Source organism: Polaromonas sp. UBA4122 (genome assembly GCA_002381615.1).
In the GTDB taxonomy this organism is placed as follows: Bacteria; Pseudomonadota; Gammaproteobacteria; order Burkholderiales; family Burkholderiaceae_C; genus Polaromonas.
In genome coordinates, this window is sequence record DFWY01000028.1 from 1 (window position 1) to 18,350 (window position 18,350).

Consider the following 18,350-nt stretch of genomic DNA (forward strand, 5'->3'; position numbering starts at 1 on the left):
GCGAACATGTCGCACGAGCTGCGGACGCCGCTCAACGCCATCATCGGCTTTGCCGAAGTCACGCGCGCCGGGCAAATCATCAACAACGCCACCTTCCAGCCGCTCATTGTCTTCAGCGTGGTCGCTGCCATCTACTTTGTGCTGTGCTGGCCTTTGTCTTTACTGGCCGCGCGCATGGAGCGCCGGCACGCCGCGGCGCTTGCACGCTGAGCCGCTTTAGTTTTTCACCCTGTCATTTTTCACCATAACTCACGGAGAATTAACCATGATCAAGCATCTGCAACGCCGCGTTTTCACAAGCACCGCCCTGGCCCTGGGCCTGGCCGCCACCCTGTCTGCGTGGGCTCCCGCCGCCAGCGCGCAGACAGTAGACAGCATCAAGAAAAAAGGCGAGCTGACCGTCGGCATGCTGGTCGACTTTCCGCCTTACGGCACCATGAACAGCAGCAACCAGCCTGACGGCTACGACGCCGATGTGGCCCGCCTGATGGCCAAGGACCTGGGCGTCAAGGTCAATCTGGTGCCCGTGACCGGCCCCAACCGCATTCCGTTTCTGCTGACCAACAAGGTTGACCTGCTGGTCGCTTCGCTGGCGATCACGCCAGAGCGCGCCAAGCAGGTGCAGTTCTCCAAGCCTTATGCCGCTGCCAGCATTGTTTTGTACGGCGACAAGAAGGCCAGCATCAAGGCGCCGGCTGACCTGAAAGGCAAACGCATCGGTGTGGCCCGCGCCAGCACACAAGACGTGGCCCTGACCGCCATTGCGCCTGAAGGCACCGAAATCCGCCGCTTTGACGACGACGCATCGGCGATGCAGGCCTTGATGTCCGGCCAGGTCGATGCCATCGGCTGCTCGACCACGGTGGCTGCACAAATCGACAAGCGCGCACCGGCCAACACCTACGAGAACAAGTTTTTGCTGCGACAGCAGGTGATGGCGGTGGCCATGCGCCCCGGCCAGCCCGAGATACTGAAAACCGTTAATGACTTCGTTGCCCGCAACACAGCCAACGGCGAGCTCAACAAGCTGTACCGCAAGTGGCTGGAGACCGACCTGCCGAAAATGCAATAAATCCACAACCTTGCCTTCATGACAGACACCATGCAATCCTCAAGCGCATTGCCAGCCGGCGCCGAGCCCATCATCCGCATCGAAGCGGTGGACAAATGGTTTGGCAAGTTCCAGGTGCTGACCCACATCAACCTGGACGTGCGGGCCGGGGAACGCATTGTGGTCTGCGGGCCTTCGGGCTCGGGCAAGTCCACGTTGATCCGCTGCATCAACCGGCTTGAGACCGTGCAAAAGGGCCGCATTGTGGTCGACGGTATCGACCTGACGGCCGGTGGCCGCAATGTGGATTCGGTGCGCCAGGAGGTGGGCATGGTGTTTCAGCAGTTCAACCTGTTTCCGCACCTGACGATTTTGCAGAACTGCACGCTGGCGCCCATGCGCTCGCGCGGCCTGAGCAAGACAGAAGCCGAAGCCGTCGCGATGAAGTTCCTCACGCGCGTGCGCATTCCCGAGCAGGCCCTCAAATACCCGAGCCAGCTCTCGGGTGGCCAGCAACAGCGCGTGGCGATTGCCCGCGCCTTGTGCATGACGCCAAAAATCATGCTGTTTGACGAACCCACTTCCGCGCTGGACCCTGAAATGGTCAAGGAAGTGCTGGACACCATGATCAGTCTGGCCGACGACGGCATGACCATGTTGTGCGTCACGCATGAAATGGGCTTTGCCCGCAGCGTGGCCGACCGCGTGATTTTCATGGCCGACGGCATGATCATCGAACAGGCACCGCCGCAGCAGTTCTTCAGCAACCCGCAAAATGAGAAGACCCGCAATTTCCTGGGGCAGATCCTGAACTCGCAACATGCGCACTGAAGTTTCCCGCCCCGCCACCGGCATTCACGCCGTGCCCCCCATCCTGATTTCCCTGTCTGCCTTTGGCGCAGCCGAAGTGCGGCGCCACGGGCAACTATGGTTTACCCAGCTCAGCCACGCCGCTGGCGCCGATGGCGTTGAAGTGCGCAGCGAACTGCTGGTCGATGCCGCTTGCGAACTCCCGACAATCGCCCAAGCCGTGGGCGCGGCCGGCAAAAGCGTGGTCTATTCCAGTGCCGAGGACCTCTGGGCCGCAGACGGCACGCTGAATGTTCCCGCGCTGGAACGCGCCCTGGCTGCCGCCAAAATCTTGGCGGCTCCCAGGCTGAAAATGGCCGTTGGCGGCTTTGGCCCGGCTTCCCACAGCACACTGGCCGCGCTGCAAGACCGCCTGCAGGCGGCCCAGACCGAGCTGCTAATCGAGAACGACCAGACCCCGGCTGCCGGCACGCTGGCGGCGCTGCAGGACTTTTTTCACACAGTCAATGCCCAGGGGATTTTTCTGGGCATGACCTTTGACATGGGCAACTGGCACTGGAGCGGTGAGTGCCCGCTGCAGGCCGCCGCCGCGCTGGCGCCTCAGGTACGTTACGTGCATTGCAAAGGTGTGCAGCGTCAGCCGCAGCGCTGGGTGGCCGTGCCGCTGGCCGAGTCCAGCGCACCCTGGCGTGCCGTGCTGCGCGCCCTGCCGGCGGATGTACCCTGGGCCATTGAATACCCGCTGGCGGGTGATGACCTGCTGGCAGTGACGCGCCAGGAAATTGACCAGCTGCGCGCCGTAGCCGCCAGCATGGCAAACCGCAACCGCATTCCTTCATAAACGAGAGCCCTACATGACCAGCGCCCTGGACGTTATTACTTTTGGCGAAGCCATGATGCTGCTGGTCGCCGACCGGCCCGGCCCGCTGGAGCAGGCCGAAGCTTTTCACAAGCGCACCGCAGGCGCCGAGACCAACGTGGCCATTGGCCTGGCGCGCCTGGGCCTGAAGGTGGGCTGGGCCAGCCGCCTGGGCACCGATTCGATGGGCCGCTATTTGCTGGCCGCCATGGCCAAGGAAGGCATCGACTGCTCGCGCGTGGTGTGCGACGCTTCGCAAAAAACCGGTTTCCAGTTCAAGGGCCGCGTCACCGACGGCAGTGACCCCCCGGTGGAATACCACCGCAAGGGCTCAGCCGCCAGCCACATGGACGCGGGCGATATTGACGAAGCCTGGCTGCTCTCAGCCCGGCACCTCCACGCCACCGGCGTGTTTGCCGCCATCTCGGCCACCACTTTGCCGGCCGCCCGCAAAACCATGGACCTGATGCGCGCCGCCGGCCGCAGCGTCTCGTTTGACCCCAACCTGCGCCCCACGCTGTGGGCCACGCCCGAGTTGATGCGCGCGTCCATCAACGACCTGGCCACGCGCGCCGACTGGGTGTTGCCCGGCCTGGAAGAAGGCCGATTTTTGACCGGCGAAACCACGCCCGAAGGCATTGCCCGCTTTTACCGCCAGCGCGGTGCCAAACTGGTTTTCGTCAAGCTGGGCAGCGAAGGCGCCTACTTTGACGGCGAAGCCGGTGCGGGCCATGTGCCGGGCTTTCCGGTGGCCGAAGTAATTGACACCGTGGGCGCCGGCGACGGTTTTGCGGTCGGCGTGATCAGCGCGCTGCTCGATGGCCTGAGCGTGCCCGAGGCCGTGAAGCGCGGCGCCTGGATTGGCGCGCGCGCCGTGCAGGTGCTGGGCGACAGCGAAGGCCTGCCCACCCGCGCCGAGCTCAACGAAGCAGGACTTTAAAAGATGGGCGCCAACACAAACACAGCACGAAAAAAGGTCCTGGTCTTCAGGGAACTGCCGCCCGACCAGCTGGGTCGCCTGCAAGCGCAGCACGACGTGACAGTGGCCAACCCGCGCGTGCCCGAGCAATTGCCCGCCTTTCACGTCGCACTGGCCACAGCCGAAGGCATGATCGGCTCCAGCTACCCCATCAATGAAGCCCTGCTGGCCAAGGCACCGCAGCTCAAGGTCATCTCCAGTGTGTCGGTGGGCGTCGACAACTACGCCCTGCCCGCCCTGGCGGCCCGCGGCATCATGCTGTGCCACACGCCCGGTGTACTGACCGAGACCACCGCAGACACCCTCTTTTCACTCATCATGGCCACGAACCGCCGTCTGGTCGAGCTGGCCAACCTGGTGCGCGAAGGCCGCTGGACGCGCAATATCGGCGAAGAACTGTTCGGCTGGGACGTGCATGGCAAAACGCTGGGAATTTTAGGCTTTGGCCGCATCGGCCAGGCGCTGGCGCGGCGTGCCGCCCTGGGCTTTGGCATGCCCGTGCTGTACCACAATCTCCGCCCGGTGGATCTGGCGAACGAACTGCCTGAATTGGTTGGCAAAGCCACCCACACATCGTTGGATGAGTTACTGAAACGCGCCGACATCGTCGCCGCCGTGCTGCCCTTGTCGAACGAAACCCGTGGCCTGATGGGCGCACGCGAGTTTGGCCTGATGAAACCCGGTGCCATTTTCATCAACGGCGCCCGCGGCGCCATCGTGCAGGAAGACGCCCTGCTGCATGCGCTAGACCATGGCACCCTGCGCGCCGCCGGGCTGGACGTGTTTGCCACCGAGCCCCTGCCCATGGACTCGCCCTTGCGCACGCACCCCAAAGTCACCGCGCTGCCGCATATCGGCTCAGCTACGTTTGAAACGCGTCATGCCATGGCGGTGCTGGCTACCACCAACTTGCTGCAGGCCTTGGCGGACGAGCGGCCGGCGGCGGCGTTTGATACGGCGGCGGTCTAGCTGCTCGGTTGCGCTAGAAATATCAGTCATTTCGACCTCTAGCCCTTACGCAACGGGCGCAATCCGCTATAAAATATATAGCATTAAATAACGGTTAGTCATTCTTCCCAGGCTTCGCCCATCGCCTGCGTCTGCTACAGCACCAGTTCCACCACAGCATTTCGGCTGTCCGGCGGGTATGTGTACTTGCGCAAGATGCACACAGCCATCAGGCGCAGTTTGGCGCGCAGGCTTTCGCGTTCTGACCCGTCCACGATCAGGTTCTGGCGCAGGTTTGCCGTCAGTTCATGGGCGATTTTCTTGAGGGTTTCGTTGGTCAGTTCGCGCATGGCCGATTCGTTGTTGGCCAGCGCGTTGCCACAAAGACAGATCACATTCATTCAAGATTACAACGCGACCCGAGATGAGCCCCCACGCTGGTCACTGCGTGTGCTGCGCGGCCCCCTCAGGAGCCATTTTTTTTGGGGGGGCGACCCGGCGGAAAAATATCCGGCTTAGTGACCTGGCTGGCGATAGCCATGCAGTCAACCCGTATAATTCCCGTTTACCACCTCAGCGAACTTGCGGTTCGTAACTGACATGACCAAATTTGTCTTCGTCACCGGCGGTGTGGTGTCTTCCCTGGGCAAGGGAATCGCCTCAGCCTCCTTAGCTGCGCTCCTTGAATCGCGAGGCCTCAAAGTCACTTTGATAAAGCTCGATCCCTACATCAATGTGGATCCGGGCACCATGTCGCCTTTCCAGCACGGCGAGGTATTTGTTACCGACGATGGGGCGGAAACCGACCTGGATTTGGGCCACTACGAGCGTTTCATCGAAACGCGCATGCGCAAGTCCAACAACTTCACCACCGGCCAGATTTACCAAAGCGTGCTCGAAAAAGAGCGCCGCGGCGACTATCTGGGAAAAACCGTGCAGGTGATCCCGCATGTCACCAACGAAATCCAGGACTTCATCAAGCGCGGTGCGCGCTATGAAACGCCTGAAGCCGTGGATGTGGCCATTGTTGAAATCGGCGGCACGGTCGGCGACATTGAATCCCTGCCCTTCCTTGAGGCCGTGCGCCAGATGAGCCTGCGCATGGGCCCCAACAACACCGCGTTCGTGCACCTGAGCTATGTACCGTGGATTGCAGCTGCGGGCGAGCTCAAAACCAAACCGACACAACACACGGCCAAGCAGTTGCGTGAAATCGGCATTCAGGCCGATGTATTGCTGTGCCGCGCAGACCGCCCTATTCCAGCGGAAGAGCGCGACAAAATCTCGCTGTTCTCCAACGTCCCCGAGTGGGGCGTCATTTCCATGTGGGATGTGGACACGATTTACAAAGTTCCCCGCATGCTGCACGAACAGGGACTGGACGGCCTGATCTGCGACAAGCTGCGCCTGAACACACCACCAGCCAATCTCAAGCGCTGGGATGACCTGGTCTATGAGATCGAGCACCCCAAGACCGAGGTCAGCATTGCCATGGTTGGCAAGTATGTGGACCTGAGCGACAGCTACAAGTCCCTCAATGAAGCCTTGCGTCATGCCGGCATGAAGAACCACGCCAAGGTTGTCATCGAGTATGTGGACTCCGAGACCATCACGCCCGAAAACGTGTCGCGCCTGTCTCAGTTTGACGGCATTCTGGTGCCTGGTGGCTTTGGGATACGCGGCGTCGAGGGCAAAATCTGCGCTGCCCGCTTTGCCCGTGAACACAAGATCCCCTACCTCGGCATCTGCCTGGGCATGCAGGTTGCCACGATTGAGTTTGCGCGCCACGTCGCGGGCCTCAAGGACGCCAACAGCACCGAGTTCGACCCGGCCAGCCCCCACCCGGTCATTGCACTCATCACCGAGTGGAAAGACGCGGACGGCACCATCAAGACGCGCGATGCCAAATCCGATCTGGGCGGCACCATGCGGCTGGGCGCGCAGAGCTCCGATGTCGCCAAAGGTACGCTCGCCCACAAAATTTACGGCGATGTGGTGACCGAACGCCACCGCCACCGCTATGAAGCCAACGTCAATTACCTTGATGTTTTGCGCAAATCAGGCCTGGTCATCTCGGCGCTGACGCAGCGCGAACACCTGACCGAGATTGTCGAGTTGCCGCAGGACGTTCACCCCTGGTTCATGGGGGTTCAATTTCACCCTGAATTCAAATCCACCCCCTGGGATGGCCATCCGCTGTTCAATGCCTACATCGCTGCGGCGATCGAGCACCGCGTTAGCGCAGGTCAGGCAGGCGAGGATCACAAGGCTGCCGCGAAACCTTTGAAAGTGGTGGCCTGACATGAGCGCCGCCGGACCGCTCCAAGGCGTGATAGCCCCCTTGGGGGGCAGCGCAGTACACAACGTGACAAGCGTGGGGGCAGTATGAAGCTGTGTGGATTTGACATCGGCCTGAACCAGCCCTTCTTCCTGATTGCCGGGCCCTGCGTGATTGAATCTGAGCAGTTGCAAATGGATACGGCAGGCACACTGAAAGAGATCACTTCAGCGCTTGGCATTCCGTTTATCTTCAAGAGCAGTTTTGACAAGGCCAACCGCTCGTCGGGCAGCACCTTTCGTGGCCCTGGCATGGAAAAAGGGCTGGAGATTTTGGCCAAGGTCAAGCGCGAGTTGAACTTGCCTGTACTGACTGACATTCACGACGAGTCGCAGATTGCGCAGGTGGCCAGCGTGGTGGACGTGTTGCAAACACCCGCATTTTTATGCCGTCAAACCGACTTTATCCGCGCCGTTGCTCAATCCGGCAAACCGGTCAATATTAAAAAAGGCCAGTTTCTGGCGCCGGGTGACATGAAAAATGTCATCGACAAAGCGCGGGCTGCGGCACGTGAAAAAGGCCTCAACGAAGACAACTTCATGGCCTGCGAGCGTGGTGCCAGTTTTGGCTACAACAACCTGGTGTCCGACATGCGCAGCTTGGCAATCATGCGCGAGACCAACGCACCCGTGGTGTTTGACGCCACGCACTCCGTGCAACTGCCCGGCGGCAATGGCACCAGCAGTGGTGGCCAGCGTGAAATGGTGCCGGTGTTGGCCCGTGCTGCGGTGGCCGTCGGCATTGCCGGCCTCTTCATGGAAACTCACCCTGATCCTGCCAAAGCCATGAGTGACGGCCCCAACGCCGTTCCGCTCAAACACATGAAAGCCCTGCTGGAAACGCTGCTCGAACTGGACCGCGTGACCAAAAAAAAAGGTTACCTCGAAGATCATTTTGGAGACTGAACCATGAGCCAGACCGTGCGCCGCGCCGGGCCGCCCCAAGCAAGCACAGCCCCCTCGGGGGGCAGCGCATTACGCGAAGCGACAAGCGTGGGGGCTCCATGAGCGGCTACATCATCGCCAACGTGACCGTCACCGACCCGGTGCAGTACGAGGACTACAAAAAATGGTCCAGCGCAGCCATGCAGGCACATGGCGCCGAGGTCTGTGTGCGCGGCGGCAAGGCCGAAGTGCTTGAAGGCGACTGGCAACCCGAGCGCCTGGTCGTTCTGAAGTTTCCGACGTTTGAAGCGGCCAAGGCATTTGATGCTTCACCCGAGTACGGCAAGGCCAGAGCTGCGCGGCAAGGTGCGGCGATCATGAAAATGATCGTGGTTGAAGGCGTTTGAGGCCTCCATACAGGTTCATGAACAGGCTTGAAAACAGATTTAAAGCAGGTTCAAGGTTTGAAATTTTTGATTTGAAAGAACATAAATGAGCGCAATTGTTGATATCGTCGGCCGCGAAATTCTCGACAGCCGTGGCAACCCTACCGTTGAATGCGACGTGCTGCTGGAGTCCGGTGTCATGGGCCGGGCATCGGTGCCCTCGGGCGCTTCCACCGGTTCGCGCGAAGCTATCGAATTGCGCGATGGCGACAAATCGCGTTACCTCGGCAAAGGCGTGCTCAAGGCCGTTGAACACATCAACACCGAAATCTCTGAAGCGGTGCTCGGCCTGGACGCCAGCGAACAAGCCTTTCTGGACCGCACTCTCATTGATCTGGACGGCACAGACAATAAATCGCGCCTGGGCGCCAACGCCACGCTGGCCGTCAGCATGGCCGTGGCGCGCGCAGCGGCTGAAGAAGCTGGCCTGCCCCTGTACCGCTACTTTGGAGGAAGCGGCGCCATGCAAATGCCCGTGCCCATGATGAACGTGGTCAACGGCGGCGCACACGCCAACAACAACCTAGACTTGCAGGAACTGATGATCATCCCGGTGGGCGCGCCGAGCTTTCGCGAAGCCCTGCGTTACGGTGCCGAAGTCTTTCATGCCCTGAAGAAAATCCTGCACGACAAGGGCATGAGCGTGGCCGTGGGTGACGAAGGCGGCTTTGCCCCCAACCTGCCCAGCCACGAAGCAGCCATTCAAATGATCCTGGAAGCGATTGACAAGGCCGGCTTTGTGGCCGGCGAGCAGATTGCACTGGGCCTGGATTGCGCAGCATCCGAGTTTTACAAAGACGGCAAATATGTGCTGGCCGGCGAAGGCCTGAGCTTGTCTGCCGAAGAGTGGACCAACATCCTGGCGACCTGGGTGGACAAGTACCCCATTATCAGCATCGAGGACGGCATGGCCGAAGGTGACTGGGATGGCTGGAAGCTGCTTACCGACCGCCTCGGCAAAAAGGTGCAGATTGTGGGCGACGACCTGTTCGTCACCAACACCAAAATCCTCAAGGAAGGCATCGACAAAGGCATTGCCAACTCAATCCTGATCAAGATCAACCAGATCGGAACCTTGACCGAAACCTTTGCCGCCATTGAAATGGCCAAGCGAGCCGGTTACACCGCCGTGATCTCGCACCGCTCGGGCGAAACCGAAGACTCCACGATTGCCGACATCGCGGTAGGTACCAATGCAGGCCAGATCAAGACCGGCTCGCTCTCCCGCTCTGACCGCATGGCCAAGTACAACCAGTTGCTGCGCATTGAAGAAGACCTGGGTGAGGTCGCGTCTTACCCCGGTCGCGCAGCGTTCTATAACCTGCGCTAACGACAACCGGTAGCCACGCCGCTTTGACCACCACGTGGGAAACCGTTTCATCCCTGCCGTCCTGATTGCGCTGCTGGTGCTATTCCATGCGCAGCTCTGGATTGGCCGGGGCAGCCTTCCCAGCGTGCGTGAGATGCAGCAACGGCTGGATGAGCAACTGGCAAAAAATGCGCAGGACCAAGCCAGCAACAACCAGTTGGCCGCCGAAGTCAGGGACCTCAAGGAAGGCCTGGAAATGGTCGAAGAAAAAGCCCGGGGTGAACTGGGCATGGTCAAGCCCAATGAAATCTTTGTGCAGATCAGCAAATAAGCAGTTTGCAGAGCGGGCTCAGTAGCCCGCCGTACCCGGCACCTCGGCAGCCAAGCCGATGACTGCACGTTTTATTGCAGCGTTGAAGTGGGCGGTTGCTGGCGGCTCTGGCTCGTGAAAATCTGCGCCGCATCCACTGGATCGAAATCGTACTGCGCGCCGCAAAACTCGCAACCGACCTCTACCTTGCCGCGCTCGGCAATGATGCTTTCAATCTCTGCCGCGCCCAGGCCGCGCAGCATGTTGCCCACGCGGTCGCGCGAGCAGCTGCAGGCAAAGCTAGGTGTCATAGCACCAAACCGCGTGATCGGCTCTTCCCAGAACAGACGGCGCAAAATCGTGTCCGCATCCAGGCTTAAAAGCTCTTCGCGTTTGAGCGTACCTGCCAGCATGGCGATACGTTTGTAATCTTCGTTGAGGCCGATCTGGTCTTCGTTGGCGTCCCGGTCAATCCTGCCCTCCAGATTGCCCTGCCCTTTCACAGGCAGCCGCTGAATCAGCAGGCCTGCCGCTACATTCCCATCGGCGGCCAGAATCAGCTTGGTGTCGAGCTGCTCACTTTGCAGCATGTAGTGCTCCAGCACCTCGCTCAGGTTTTCAATTTTTTCATGCTGGTCACCAAACAGTGGCACCACACCCTGATAGGGCTGCTGCCCAGGAAACTTGTCTTTCGGGTCCAGCGTGATGGCGCAACGCCCTTTGTTGTTCACATTGACCAGCTGACTCAACGAACAGCCAGCATCGACGCTACCCGTCACGGTCGCGGTCGCGCGCAGGCTCAGGTCGGGCTGCACTTCCGCCACGGCAAGCTTCACAGGGCCATCGCCAAAAATTTGCAGAATCAGCGCTCCATTGAACTTGATGTTGCTCTGCATCAGGGCGGCAGCAGCCGTCATTTCACCAAGCAGGTGCATGACCTCGACCGGATAAGCTCCTGCGGTTTGTCGGCGCTTGAGGATTTCCTGCCAGGCATCGGTCAGGCGCACGAGCAGGCCGCGCACCGGCAGGCCGTCAAAGAGGAATTTATGAAGTTCGGACATGGCGAAAAGTAAAAAGTAAGCGGCTGGGGCAGAAAAACGAAAGCCAGCCGTTCAGGCCAGCTTCTTGAACCCGGCCTTGTAGCGCCGAGCATTGTCTATATAGCGCTGGGTGCTCATTTTTAAACCTGTAATCTGTTCGGCAGAGAGTTGCCTGACCGCTTTGGCCGGGCTTCCCAGGATCATGGAGCCATCAGGAAACTCCTTACCTTCGGTCACCAACGAACCCGCGCCGACCAAACAGTTTTTACCAATTTTGGCGCCATTGAGCACCACCGCCTGAATGCCGATCAGTGAGCCGTCGCCTATGGTGCAGCCATGCAGCATGACCTGATGGCCTACGTTGACATTTTCACCAATGTTCAATGGCATGCCAGGGTCGGCGTGCAAAACACTGTTATCTTGAATGTTGGAGCCCTTGCCCACGGTAATGGTTTCCGTGTCGCCCCGGATCACCACCCCGAACCAGACGCTGCAGTCTTCAGCAAGTCGCACACGGCCAATGACCTGGGCGCTGTCAGCCACCCAGGCTGAGTCATGGATGGCAGGGGTCAAATCGTCCAGTTGGTAAATAGCCATGGCTGTCCTTGGTTAAATCGTCTCAGGTCTTGGAATGATCCTGGATTGTACGGATCCGCCTGGCCCTATCGTTGACAATTCAGCCATGACTGCCACGCCCCCACCCGCAGAACTGCGCCAGCTTGCCCTGCAGGCATTGCTGGAGCCAGATTCACAACAAAAAGTGCTTATAACCCTTTGTTTACGGGAGAAATCAGCTACCCTTTTGATAGCAACTGACGCTAATTTTAAAGCGCCAGCCGGTCTGCCAGGCTGCCCCGCGCGGCCAGAGTTGCGGTCGCACCTGGATGTGCCCAAGCGCTCCCCCTTCACCCCGGAAGGCCTGGCTGCGCTGCTCCACGCGCTAACCCACATCGAGTTCAATGCGATCAATCTGGCGCTGGATGCCGTCTGGCGCTTTGCCGGCATGCCACGTGCCTACTACCTGGACTGGCTGAAAGTGGCCGCTGAAGAAGCCCAGCACTTCAGTCTGCTCTGCGCCCACCTGCAAACCATGGGCTACGACTATGGCGACTTCCCCGCCCACACCGGCCTGTGGGACATGACGCAGAAAACCGAGGGCGACGTGCTGGCGCGCATGGCCCTGGTGCCGCGCACGCTGGAGGCGAGAGGACTGGATGCCACGCCGCCCCTGCAGGCCAAGCTGCGCAAGGTCGGCACGCTAGAGGCCTTGCGCGCGGTGGACATACTGGACATCATCTTGCGCGATGAAATCGGGCATGTCGCCACTGGCAACCACTGGTACCGCCATCTGTGCGCCCTGCGCGGGCTGGACCCGCTCGTCACTTATACCTTGCTGGCAAAACAGTATGGCGCGCCCCGTCTTAAAGGCCCGTTAAATCTGGCTGCACGCCGTGATGCAGGGTTTGACGAAGCCGAGTTGGCCTTGTTGAGTGCCAACGCCTGATAGATACATTTTGTAACAGTGAAGAAATTTGAAGAGCGCTAGACTGAACAGGCAGAAAAAAAAGATAGGTACCTAAGGGAGGTTGCGCATGATTCCGCACCTGATTCCAGACATTCCATCGCATATGCCGCGCCTGCCTGCGGACGTTGCCCTGCAACTGCCGCAAGGCCAGCGTCTGGGTGCGGCCAACGCCCTCGTCAAGCTGTCGTTTTCCAAGTGGTCGAGCATCGCCCGCCTCAAGGCTGGCCAGATCGGCGGTCTGGCCGAAGACTACGTCGAGGGCAAACTGCAGATTGAAGGCGCCATGCGCGATGTCATGCGCGCGGTGACCAAGCTGCTGCCGGGCAACCCGGTGGAAAACGATAGCGGCTGGTGGTCGGGCTGGCTGCATCTAGCCAAATCCATGGCAGCCCACACGCCAGCCAAAGACGCCGCGCAGGTGCAGTTTCACTACGACGTTTCAGATGCCTTCTATGCGCTGTGGCTGGACCCGCGCCGGGTTTATTCTTGCGCCTATTACCGAGACTTCAGCGATGCGTCGATGACGCTGGCGCGCGCCCAGGAAGCCAAGCTGGACCACATCTGCCGCAAGCTGATGCTGCAACCCGGCGAGCGCTTTCTGGATATCGGGGCGGGCTGGGGCGCGCTGCTGCTGTGGGCGGCCGAGCATTATGGCGTGGATGCCACCGGCATCACGCTGTCAAAAAACCAGCATACGCATGTGCAACAGCTGATTGACCAGAAAGACCTGGGGCAGCGCGTGCGCATCGAACTGCGCGACTACCGCGACATGCCCGAGGACCGCCCCTTCGACAAGATCTCATCGGTGGGCATGTTTGAGCATGTAGGGCACACGAACATGAGCACCTACTTCGAGAAAATCATGCGCCTGCTGGCTCCCGGCGGTTTGGTCTTGAACCACGGCATCACGGCTGGAGGGCTTGAAAACCGGCAGCTCGGCGCCGGCATGGGCGACTTCATTGAAAAATACATTTTCCCTGGAGGCGAACTGGTGCACGTCAGCGCCGTGCTGGAGCACCTGGCCCGCGCCGGGCTGGAGATGGTGGACACGGAGAACCTGCGTCCGCACTACGCCCGCACGCTCTGGGACTGGTCAGACGCGCTGGAATCGCGGCTGGATGAAGCGCGCCAGGTGCTGACCACGGACGACGGCCCCGAGCGCGCCGAAAAAACCCTGCGCGCCTACCGCTTGTATCTGGCCGGCAGCGCCATGAGTTTTGAGCAGGGCTGGATCTCGCTGCACCAGTTGCTGGCCACGCGGCCCTCGGGCGATGTGCATGACGCGCGGGTCGCACAGGTCAGGGGCGCCCAGTCGGTCTACCCCTTCAGCCGGGACTATATGTACCGCTGAATGTTGCAGTTCCAGGGCAGATCAACCCCGCGGATGGTGCTGCGCATGCAGCGCCTTCAGACGTTCCCGGGCCACATGGGTGTAAATCGTGGTGGTGGAAATATCGGCATGCCCCAGCAGCATCTGCACGGCGCGCAGATCGGCGCCGTGGTTCAGCAAATGGGTGGCAAACGCATGCCGCAAGGTATGCGGTGACAGCGGAGAAGTGATGCCAGCCAGACGCGCGTACTTCTTGACCAACATCCAGAACATCACCCGGCTCATGCCATGGCCGTGGCCGGTGACAAACAGGTCCTCGGTCTGCTGGCCGCCCAGAATGACGGGCCGCGCCTCGGCCAGATAACGCACGATCCATTCACGCGCCACCTGCCCAAAGGGCACCAGCCGCTCCTTGCTGCCCTTGCCCATGATGCGCAGCACGCCTTCATTCAAGCCCACGTGGAAAGTCTTGAGCCCGACCAGCTCACTGACGCGCAGGCCGCTGGCGTATATCATTTCCAGCATGGCGCGGTCGCGCTGCCCGAGCGCCGTATCTACGGAGGGGGCCGCCAGCAAAGACTCCACCTGCGCCTCGCTCATGACCTTGGGCACCCGCAAAGCCTGTTTGGCGGATTGAAGTTTCAGCGTCGGATCTGCAGCAATAAAGCGCTCGCGCAGCGCCCAGCGAAAGTAACGTTTGAACACCGTCAAGCGCCGGTTGGCCGACGTGGCCTTGGTGCTGGCATGCCTGATGGAAAAATAACTGTTGAGATCACTCTCGAGCGTGTCGTCGAGCTTGCGGCCGCCTTGGCTCTGGTCGCCCAGCCAGGTCGCGTAAAGCGACAGGTCGCGCCGGTAAGCCGCCAGCGTGTTTTTGGACAGCCCGTCTTCCAGCCACAAGGCGTCGACAAACCCATCAATGCTCGACTGGCTTTCTGCTTGCATGTTGTTGACGATAACAAAAAAACTTGCAAAGAAGCCGTTCCCGCATGCAAGGTCCTGCGGAGACGGCTTTAAGTTTGATCAAGTGGACGCTATGAATTACTCGAGCTTGAGCTTGGCTGACTCAACCACCTTTTTGTAAACCGCGTACTCGGCCTTGATCTGCTCCGCAAACTGCTCTGGCGTGTTGGCAACGACCAGCGAGCCGGTGTCTTCAATGCGCTTGCGGATCACCGGATCTTCCAGTGACTTTTTCACGCCGGCATTGACCTTGTCGACGACCACTTTCGGCAAACCCTTGGGGCCCACAATGCCGTAATACGCCATGCGGTTCACAGGCTCCAGCCCCACTTCCTTGAAGGTCGGCACATCGGGCAACATGGCCAGGCGCTGAGGCGCGGCGACCACGATAGGGATCAGGCGCTTTTGCTGGATGAAAGGCAGCGTGGAAGGCAGATTGTCAAACATAATGAGCACCTGGCCGGCCACCGTGTCGTTCAGTGCCGGGCCGGCGCCGCGGTAGGGAATGTGCGTGATGAACGTGCCGCTGAGGCTTTTGTACAACTCCATCTGCAGGTGGCCAATGCCGCCGGTGCCTGACGATGCGTAGGCATATTTGCCAGGGTTCTTCTTGAGTTCAGCCACGAACTCCTTGTAGTTCCTGGCCGGAAAACTGGGGTGCACCGCAATGATGTTGGGGGTCGCAGCGATATTGATGACGGGCGTGAAGTCCGTCAGCGGGTTGTACGGGATTTTGGGGTTGATGGCCGGGTTGGCCGCGGTGGTGGACACCGTCGCCATGCCCAGTGAATAGCCGTCGGGCACAGCCCGGGCAGTGTCAGCTGCACCGACCACGCCGCCGCCGCCGGCCCTGTTTTCAACGATGACGCTTTGGCCCAGTACCTTGCCCAGCGGATCGGCAATCACACGGGCCACGATGTCAGTCGTCCCGCCAGGCGCAAACGGGACTTGCAGCTTGACAACCTTATTGGGATAAGCCTGCGCCCAGGCAGAGCCTGCCGCGGCGGTCAACGCCAGCGCAGACAGGATAAAAAGATAACGACGTTGCATATTCAGATCCTTCGATAAAAACAGCTGCAATGGTAAACGCAAGATATGTTCCTGCACCTTGTGGATTGCGCGCAAGGGCAAACCCGAAAAGTTTGCGGTTATTCTTGGCCGGTGAATTACGCGCAGCTTCTTTTCCCCGACTTTTCCCTCATTGTTTGCGGTTACCTGATCTGCCGCTATACCGCACTCAACCGCACGGTCTGGGCACAGGTGGAAAGTCTGGTGTATTACTTTCTGTTTCCGGTGCTGCTGTTTCAGTCGATTGTCAAAAGCCCGCTGGATCTGGTGGCCGCATCCAGCTTCGTCAGTGCCGGCTTATTGCTGGGGCTGGCGGGAATAGGGCTGGCATACAGCCTGCCATACCTGCCCTGGTTGGGCCGGCATATCGACCGGCGCGGGCATGCGGCCAGCGCGCAGGTGGCCTTCCGCTTCAATTCCTTCATTGGCTTGGCCCTGGCCGACCGGCTGGCCGGCAGCCAGGGTCTGCTGTTGCTTGCGGTGTTGATTGGCGTTTGCGTGCCGCTCTTCAACGTGGCTGCGGTGTGGCCCATGGTCAGGCACGCACAGCGTGGCTTCCTGCGCGAGTTGGTGCGCAATCCGCTGATCCTGGCCACCGCCAGCGGACTGGCCGTCAACCTGTTGGGCTTTACCCTGCCGCTCTGGCTGGAACCCACCTTAACGCGCATTGGTGCAGCATCACTGGCACTTGGTTTGATGGCGGCAGGCGCCGGCATGCAGTTTGGCCATCTGTCGCAGGCCAAAATCCTGGCGGTCGCCGTGCTGTCGATTCGGCATTTGATTCTGCCCATCGTGGCCATGGGCCTGGCCAAGACATTTGGCCTGTCCGCTACGCAGAGCACCATACTGCTGGCGTTTTCCGCGCTTCCCACTGCCTCCAGTGCCTATGTGCTGGCGGCGCGCATGGGTTACAACGGCGGCTATGTCGCGGGCCTGGTGACTCTGTCGACGATGCTCGGGGTCGTGAGCTTGCCGTTTGCGCTGGGCGTGCTGCGGTAGCTTGGCGGCGCCTTGCAGGAGGGGGATAATCCGCCATTTTTCAGATGCTATAAATTCAATAGCTGCTAATGCCCGTCCTTATTGGGCTACAGGCCAATTTCATTGATGATTATTGAAGATCAATGAAAATCAATGAGGCTCATTGAGAAGGAGCCATCAGCATATATTCCCTGACCATCTCGCTCGGATGGTCCGCACCTACCCCGGAAGATGACTCTGATCTCTGCACACCTGCGACCCTGACCGCCCATTTACGGGAAAACCCTCTGCTTGCGGCGGCACCATAGGCACGCAATATCTGGTGCAGCTTGGTACCATCAGTCGATCGAAAAATTAAACTAGGCCAACCTTAGATTCCAAGTATTCCAACAACAGGAGATGACAATGAAATTCGGATTTTTTCGTGGATTGCTGGCGCTTGCCGGCGCAATCGTGATAACGGCATCGCCCGCTCAAGCGCAGCAGCAGTACATCAACGTTCTGACCGGCGGCACCAGCGGGGTGTATTACCCGCTGGGGGTGGCATTGTCACAGATTTACGGCAAGGCCATTCCAGCCGCCAAGGCGACGGTACAGGCGACCAAGGCTTCGGCTGAAAATCTGAACCTGTTGCAGGCGGGTCGCGGCGAAATCGGTTTTACGCTGGGCGATGCCTTGTCCGATGCCTGGAAAGGCGACGAAGAAGCCGGCTTCAAGGTGCCGCTGAAAAAGTTGCGTGGCATTGCAGCCATCTACCCCAATTACATCCAGATCGTCGCCAGCGCCGATTCCGGCATCAAGACGATCGCCGACCTCAAGGGCAAGCGACTGGCCGTGGGCGCACCGAAGTCCGGCACCGAAATCAATGCCCGCGCAGTGCTCAAAGGCGCCGGGCTGAGCTACAAGGACCTGAGCAAGGTCGAATACCTGCCGTTCGGCGAATCGGTTGAATTGATGAAGAACCGTCAGCTTGATGCCACCCTGATTTCGGCCGGTCTGGGCGTCGCCGCCCTGCGCGATTTATCCACTTCGGTAAAGATCGTCCTGGTCCCCGTGGGGCCGGACGTCATCGCCAAAATCGGCGACCCGGCCTACCAGGCCGGCATCATCCCGGCCCGGACCTATGAAGGACAGGACAAGGATGTGCCGACGGTAGCGATCCAGAATTTCCTCGTCACGCACGAAGGCTTGTCAACCGACACGGTCTACAAGCTGACCAAAAGCATGTGGGAAAACCTTGATCACCTGGCCGCCTCGCACGCCGCCGCCAAGGGCATGAAAAAGGAGAATGCGTTAAAGGGCATGCCGATCCCGTTGCATCCTGGTGCGGAAAAATACTACCGTGAAATCAATCTGATCAAATAACAAGTGCAATGCCCAGGTGACCACAATGACCGACCCTCTTCACCATACTCCCGGACAGCAGCCGGACGTCGAATTCCAGGAACACGGCGTCCAGCGTCACCTCGGCGGCAACGCGCTGAAACTGCTGATTGCCCTGGCACTGTGTTT

The 18,350-nt window shown here is 60.0% G+C and carries 19 protein-coding genes and 1 pseudogene; 15 read left to right on the forward strand and 5 right to left on the reverse strand.

Annotated features, from left to right (window positions below):
* The 6 genes from B3F77_RS03865 to B3F77_RS03890 all read left to right on the forward strand — a co-directional run.
* The coding region (locus B3F77_RS03865; protein WP_293603682.1) for a histidine kinase dimerization/phospho-acceptor domain-containing protein at nt 1–210 on the forward strand (210 nt) is incomplete at its 5' end.
* Between the two features lie 55 nt (nt 211–265).
* Nucleotides 266–1,072 carry a transporter substrate-binding domain-containing protein gene (locus B3F77_RS03870; protein ID WP_293603683.1) on the forward strand — a complete coding sequence of 269 codons (807 nt, stop codon included), beginning with the start codon at nt 266–268 and terminating at the stop codon, nt 1,070–1,072.
* 30 nt (nt 1,073–1,102) lie between these two features.
* On the forward strand, nt 1,103–1,882 hold the full coding sequence (locus B3F77_RS03875) for an amino acid ABC transporter ATP-binding protein (protein ID WP_293603684.1): 780 nt from the start codon (nt 1,103–1,105) through the stop codon (nt 1,880–1,882).
* Complete coding sequence (locus tag B3F77_RS03880) at nt 1,872–2,702, forward strand: sugar phosphate isomerase/epimerase family protein (protein ID WP_293603685.1); 831 nt, start codon at nt 1,872–1,874, stop codon at nt 2,700–2,702. The genes B3F77_RS03875 and B3F77_RS03880 overlap by 11 nt, the downstream gene beginning before the upstream one ends.
* Before the next feature lie 13 nt (nt 2,703–2,715).
* Complete coding sequence (locus tag B3F77_RS03885; RefSeq protein ID WP_293603686.1) at nt 2,716–3,660, forward strand: sugar kinase; 945 nt, start codon at nt 2,716–2,718, stop codon at nt 3,658–3,660.
* Nucleotides 3,661–3,663: 3 nt separating this feature from the next.
* Entirely contained in the window at nt 3,664–4,668 is a 1,005-nt protein-coding gene (locus tag B3F77_RS03890) for a 2-hydroxyacid dehydrogenase (RefSeq protein WP_293603687.1), read from the forward strand.
* Between the two features lie 134 nt (nt 4,669–4,802).
* On the opposite strand, the pseudogene B3F77_RS03895 reads toward B3F77_RS03890, so the two are convergent.
* Nucleotides 4,803–5,024: pseudogene (locus B3F77_RS03895) on the reverse strand (type I restriction enzyme endonuclease domain-containing protein); the annotation flags it as partial.
* Between the two features lie 223 nt (nt 5,025–5,247).
* On the opposite strand from B3F77_RS03895, the gene B3F77_RS03900 reads away from it, so the two are divergent.
* The 5 genes from B3F77_RS03900 to B3F77_RS03920 all read left to right on the forward strand — a co-directional run bounded on the left by B3F77_RS03900 (nt 5,248) and on the right by B3F77_RS03920 (nt 9,955).
* On the forward strand, nt 5,248–6,948 hold the full coding sequence (locus B3F77_RS03900; RefSeq protein WP_293603688.1) for a CTP synthase: 1,701 nt from the start codon (nt 5,248–5,250) through the stop codon (nt 6,946–6,948).
* A gap of 84 nt (nt 6,949–7,032) precedes the next feature.
* Complete coding sequence (gene kdsA / locus B3F77_RS03905) at nt 7,033–7,890, forward strand: 3-deoxy-8-phosphooctulonate synthase (protein WP_293603689.1); 858 nt, start codon at nt 7,033–7,035, stop codon at nt 7,888–7,890.
* A gap of 98 nt (nt 7,891–7,988) precedes the next feature.
* Entirely contained in the window at nt 7,989–8,276 is a 288-nt protein-coding gene (locus tag B3F77_RS03910) for a DUF1330 domain-containing protein (RefSeq protein ID WP_293603690.1), read from the forward strand.
* An 85-nt stretch (nt 8,277–8,361) separates the two neighbouring features.
* Entirely contained in the window at nt 8,362–9,645 is a 1,284-nt protein-coding gene (eno, locus tag B3F77_RS03915; protein ID WP_293603691.1) for a phosphopyruvate hydratase, read from the forward strand.
* Nucleotides 9,646–9,679: 34 nt separating this feature from the next.
* Entirely contained in the window at nt 9,680–9,955 is a 276-nt protein-coding gene (locus B3F77_RS03920; protein WP_293603692.1) for a septum formation initiator family protein, read from the forward strand.
* Between the two features lie 71 nt (nt 9,956–10,026).
* Here B3F77_RS03920 and B3F77_RS03925 read toward each other — a convergent pair whose 3' ends face one another.
* Complete coding sequence (locus tag B3F77_RS03925) at nt 10,027–10,995, reverse strand: Hsp33 family molecular chaperone HslO (protein WP_293603693.1); 969 nt, start codon at nt 10,993–10,995, stop codon at nt 10,027–10,029.
* Between the two features lie 51 nt (nt 10,996–11,046).
* A complete protein-coding gene (locus B3F77_RS03930; protein WP_293603694.1) occupies nt 11,047–11,571 on the reverse strand; it encodes a gamma carbonic anhydrase family protein in 525 nt (174 codons plus the stop codon).
* An 85-nt stretch (nt 11,572–11,656) separates the two neighbouring features.
* On the opposite strand from B3F77_RS03930, the gene B3F77_RS03935 reads away from it, so the two are divergent.
* Both B3F77_RS03935 and B3F77_RS03940 read left to right on the forward strand, forming a co-directional pair.
* Complete coding sequence (locus B3F77_RS03935; RefSeq protein ID WP_293603695.1) at nt 11,657–12,478, forward strand: ferritin-like domain-containing protein; 822 nt, start codon at nt 11,657–11,659, stop codon at nt 12,476–12,478.
* 88 nt (nt 12,479–12,566) lie between these two features.
* On the forward strand, nt 12,567–13,850 hold the full coding sequence (locus B3F77_RS03940) for a class I SAM-dependent methyltransferase (protein ID WP_293603696.1): 1,284 nt from the start codon (nt 12,567–12,569) through the stop codon (nt 13,848–13,850).
* A 21-nt stretch (nt 13,851–13,871) separates the two neighbouring features.
* Here the strand turns inward: B3F77_RS03940 and xerD are convergent, their stop codons facing one another.
* Together xerD and B3F77_RS03950 are read right to left on the reverse strand one after the other, a co-directional pair.
* Nucleotides 13,872–14,774, reverse strand: coding sequence for a site-specific tyrosine recombinase XerD (gene xerD / locus B3F77_RS03945; protein ID WP_293603697.1), 903 nt, complete (start codon nt 14,772–14,774; stop codon nt 13,872–13,874).
* A 96-nt stretch (nt 14,775–14,870) separates the two neighbouring features.
* Nucleotides 14,871–15,842, reverse strand: a complete 972-nt coding sequence (locus tag B3F77_RS03950; protein WP_293603698.1) for a tripartite tricarboxylate transporter substrate binding protein BugE — start codon at nt 15,840–15,842, stop codon at nt 14,871–14,873.
* Between the two features lie 111 nt (nt 15,843–15,953).
* On the opposite strand from B3F77_RS03950, the gene B3F77_RS03955 reads away from it, so the two are divergent.
* A complete protein-coding gene (locus B3F77_RS03955) occupies nt 15,954–16,859 on the forward strand; it encodes an AEC family transporter (protein WP_293603699.1) in 906 nt (301 codons plus the stop codon).
* A 384-nt stretch (nt 16,860–17,243) separates the two neighbouring features.
* Nucleotides 17,244–18,203 carry a TAXI family TRAP transporter solute-binding subunit gene (locus tag B3F77_RS03960; protein WP_414702954.1) on the forward strand — a complete coding sequence of 320 codons (960 nt, stop codon included), beginning with the start codon at nt 17,244–17,246 and terminating at the stop codon, nt 18,201–18,203.
* The last annotated feature ends 147 nt before the right edge of the window (nt 18,204–18,350 follow it).

Bases quoted from the DNA above. Each gene is read 5' to 3' on its own strand.
- B3F77_RS03885 (WP_293603686.1), top strand. From the start codon at position 2,716: ATGACCAGCGCCCTGGACGTTATTACTTTTGGCGAAGCCATGATGCTG.
- B3F77_RS03875 (WP_293603684.1), top strand. From the start codon at position 1,103: ATGCAATCCTCAAGCGCATTGCCAGCCGGCGCCGAGCCCATCATCCGC.
- B3F77_RS03870 (WP_293603683.1), top strand. From the start codon at position 266: ATGATCAAGCATCTGCAACGCCGCGTTTTCACAAGCACCGCCCTGGCC.
- B3F77_RS03940 (WP_293603696.1), top strand. From the start codon at position 12,567: ATGATTCCGCACCTGATTCCAGACATTCCATCGCATATGCCGCGCCTG.
- B3F77_RS03930 (WP_293603694.1), bottom strand. From the start codon at position 11,571: ATGGCTATTTACCAACTGGACGATTTGACCCCTGCCATCCATGACTCA.
- xerD (WP_293603697.1), bottom strand. From the start codon at position 14,774: ATGCAAGCAGAAAGCCAGTCGAGCATTGATGGGTTTGTCGACGCCTTG.
- eno (WP_293603691.1), top strand. From the start codon at position 8,362: ATGAGCGCAATTGTTGATATCGTCGGCCGCGAAATTCTCGACAGCCGT.
- B3F77_RS03910 (WP_293603690.1), top strand. From the start codon at position 7,989: ATGAGCGGCTACATCATCGCCAACGTGACCGTCACCGACCCGGTGCAG.
- B3F77_RS03925 (WP_293603693.1), bottom strand. From the start codon at position 10,995: ATGTCCGAACTTCATAAATTCCTCTTTGACGGCCTGCCGGTGCGCGGC.
- B3F77_RS03880 (WP_293603685.1), top strand. From the start codon at position 1,872: ATGCGCACTGAAGTTTCCCGCCCCGCCACCGGCATTCACGCCGTGCCC.
- B3F77_RS03950 (WP_293603698.1), bottom strand. From the start codon at position 15,842: ATGCAACGTCGTTATCTTTTTATCCTGTCTGCGCTGGCGTTGACCGCC.
- B3F77_RS03935 (WP_293603695.1), top strand. From the start codon at position 11,657: ATGACTGCCACGCCCCCACCCGCAGAACTGCGCCAGCTTGCCCTGCAG.
- kdsA (WP_293603689.1), top strand. From the start codon at position 7,033: ATGAAGCTGTGTGGATTTGACATCGGCCTGAACCAGCCCTTCTTCCTG.
- B3F77_RS03900 (WP_293603688.1), top strand. From the start codon at position 5,248: ATGACCAAATTTGTCTTCGTCACCGGCGGTGTGGTGTCTTCCCTGGGC.
- B3F77_RS03960 (WP_414702954.1), top strand. From the start codon at position 17,244: ATGAAATTCGGATTTTTTCGTGGATTGCTGGCGCTTGCCGGCGCAATC.
- B3F77_RS03890 (WP_293603687.1), top strand. From the start codon at position 3,664: ATGGGCGCCAACACAAACACAGCACGAAAAAAGGTCCTGGTCTTCAGG.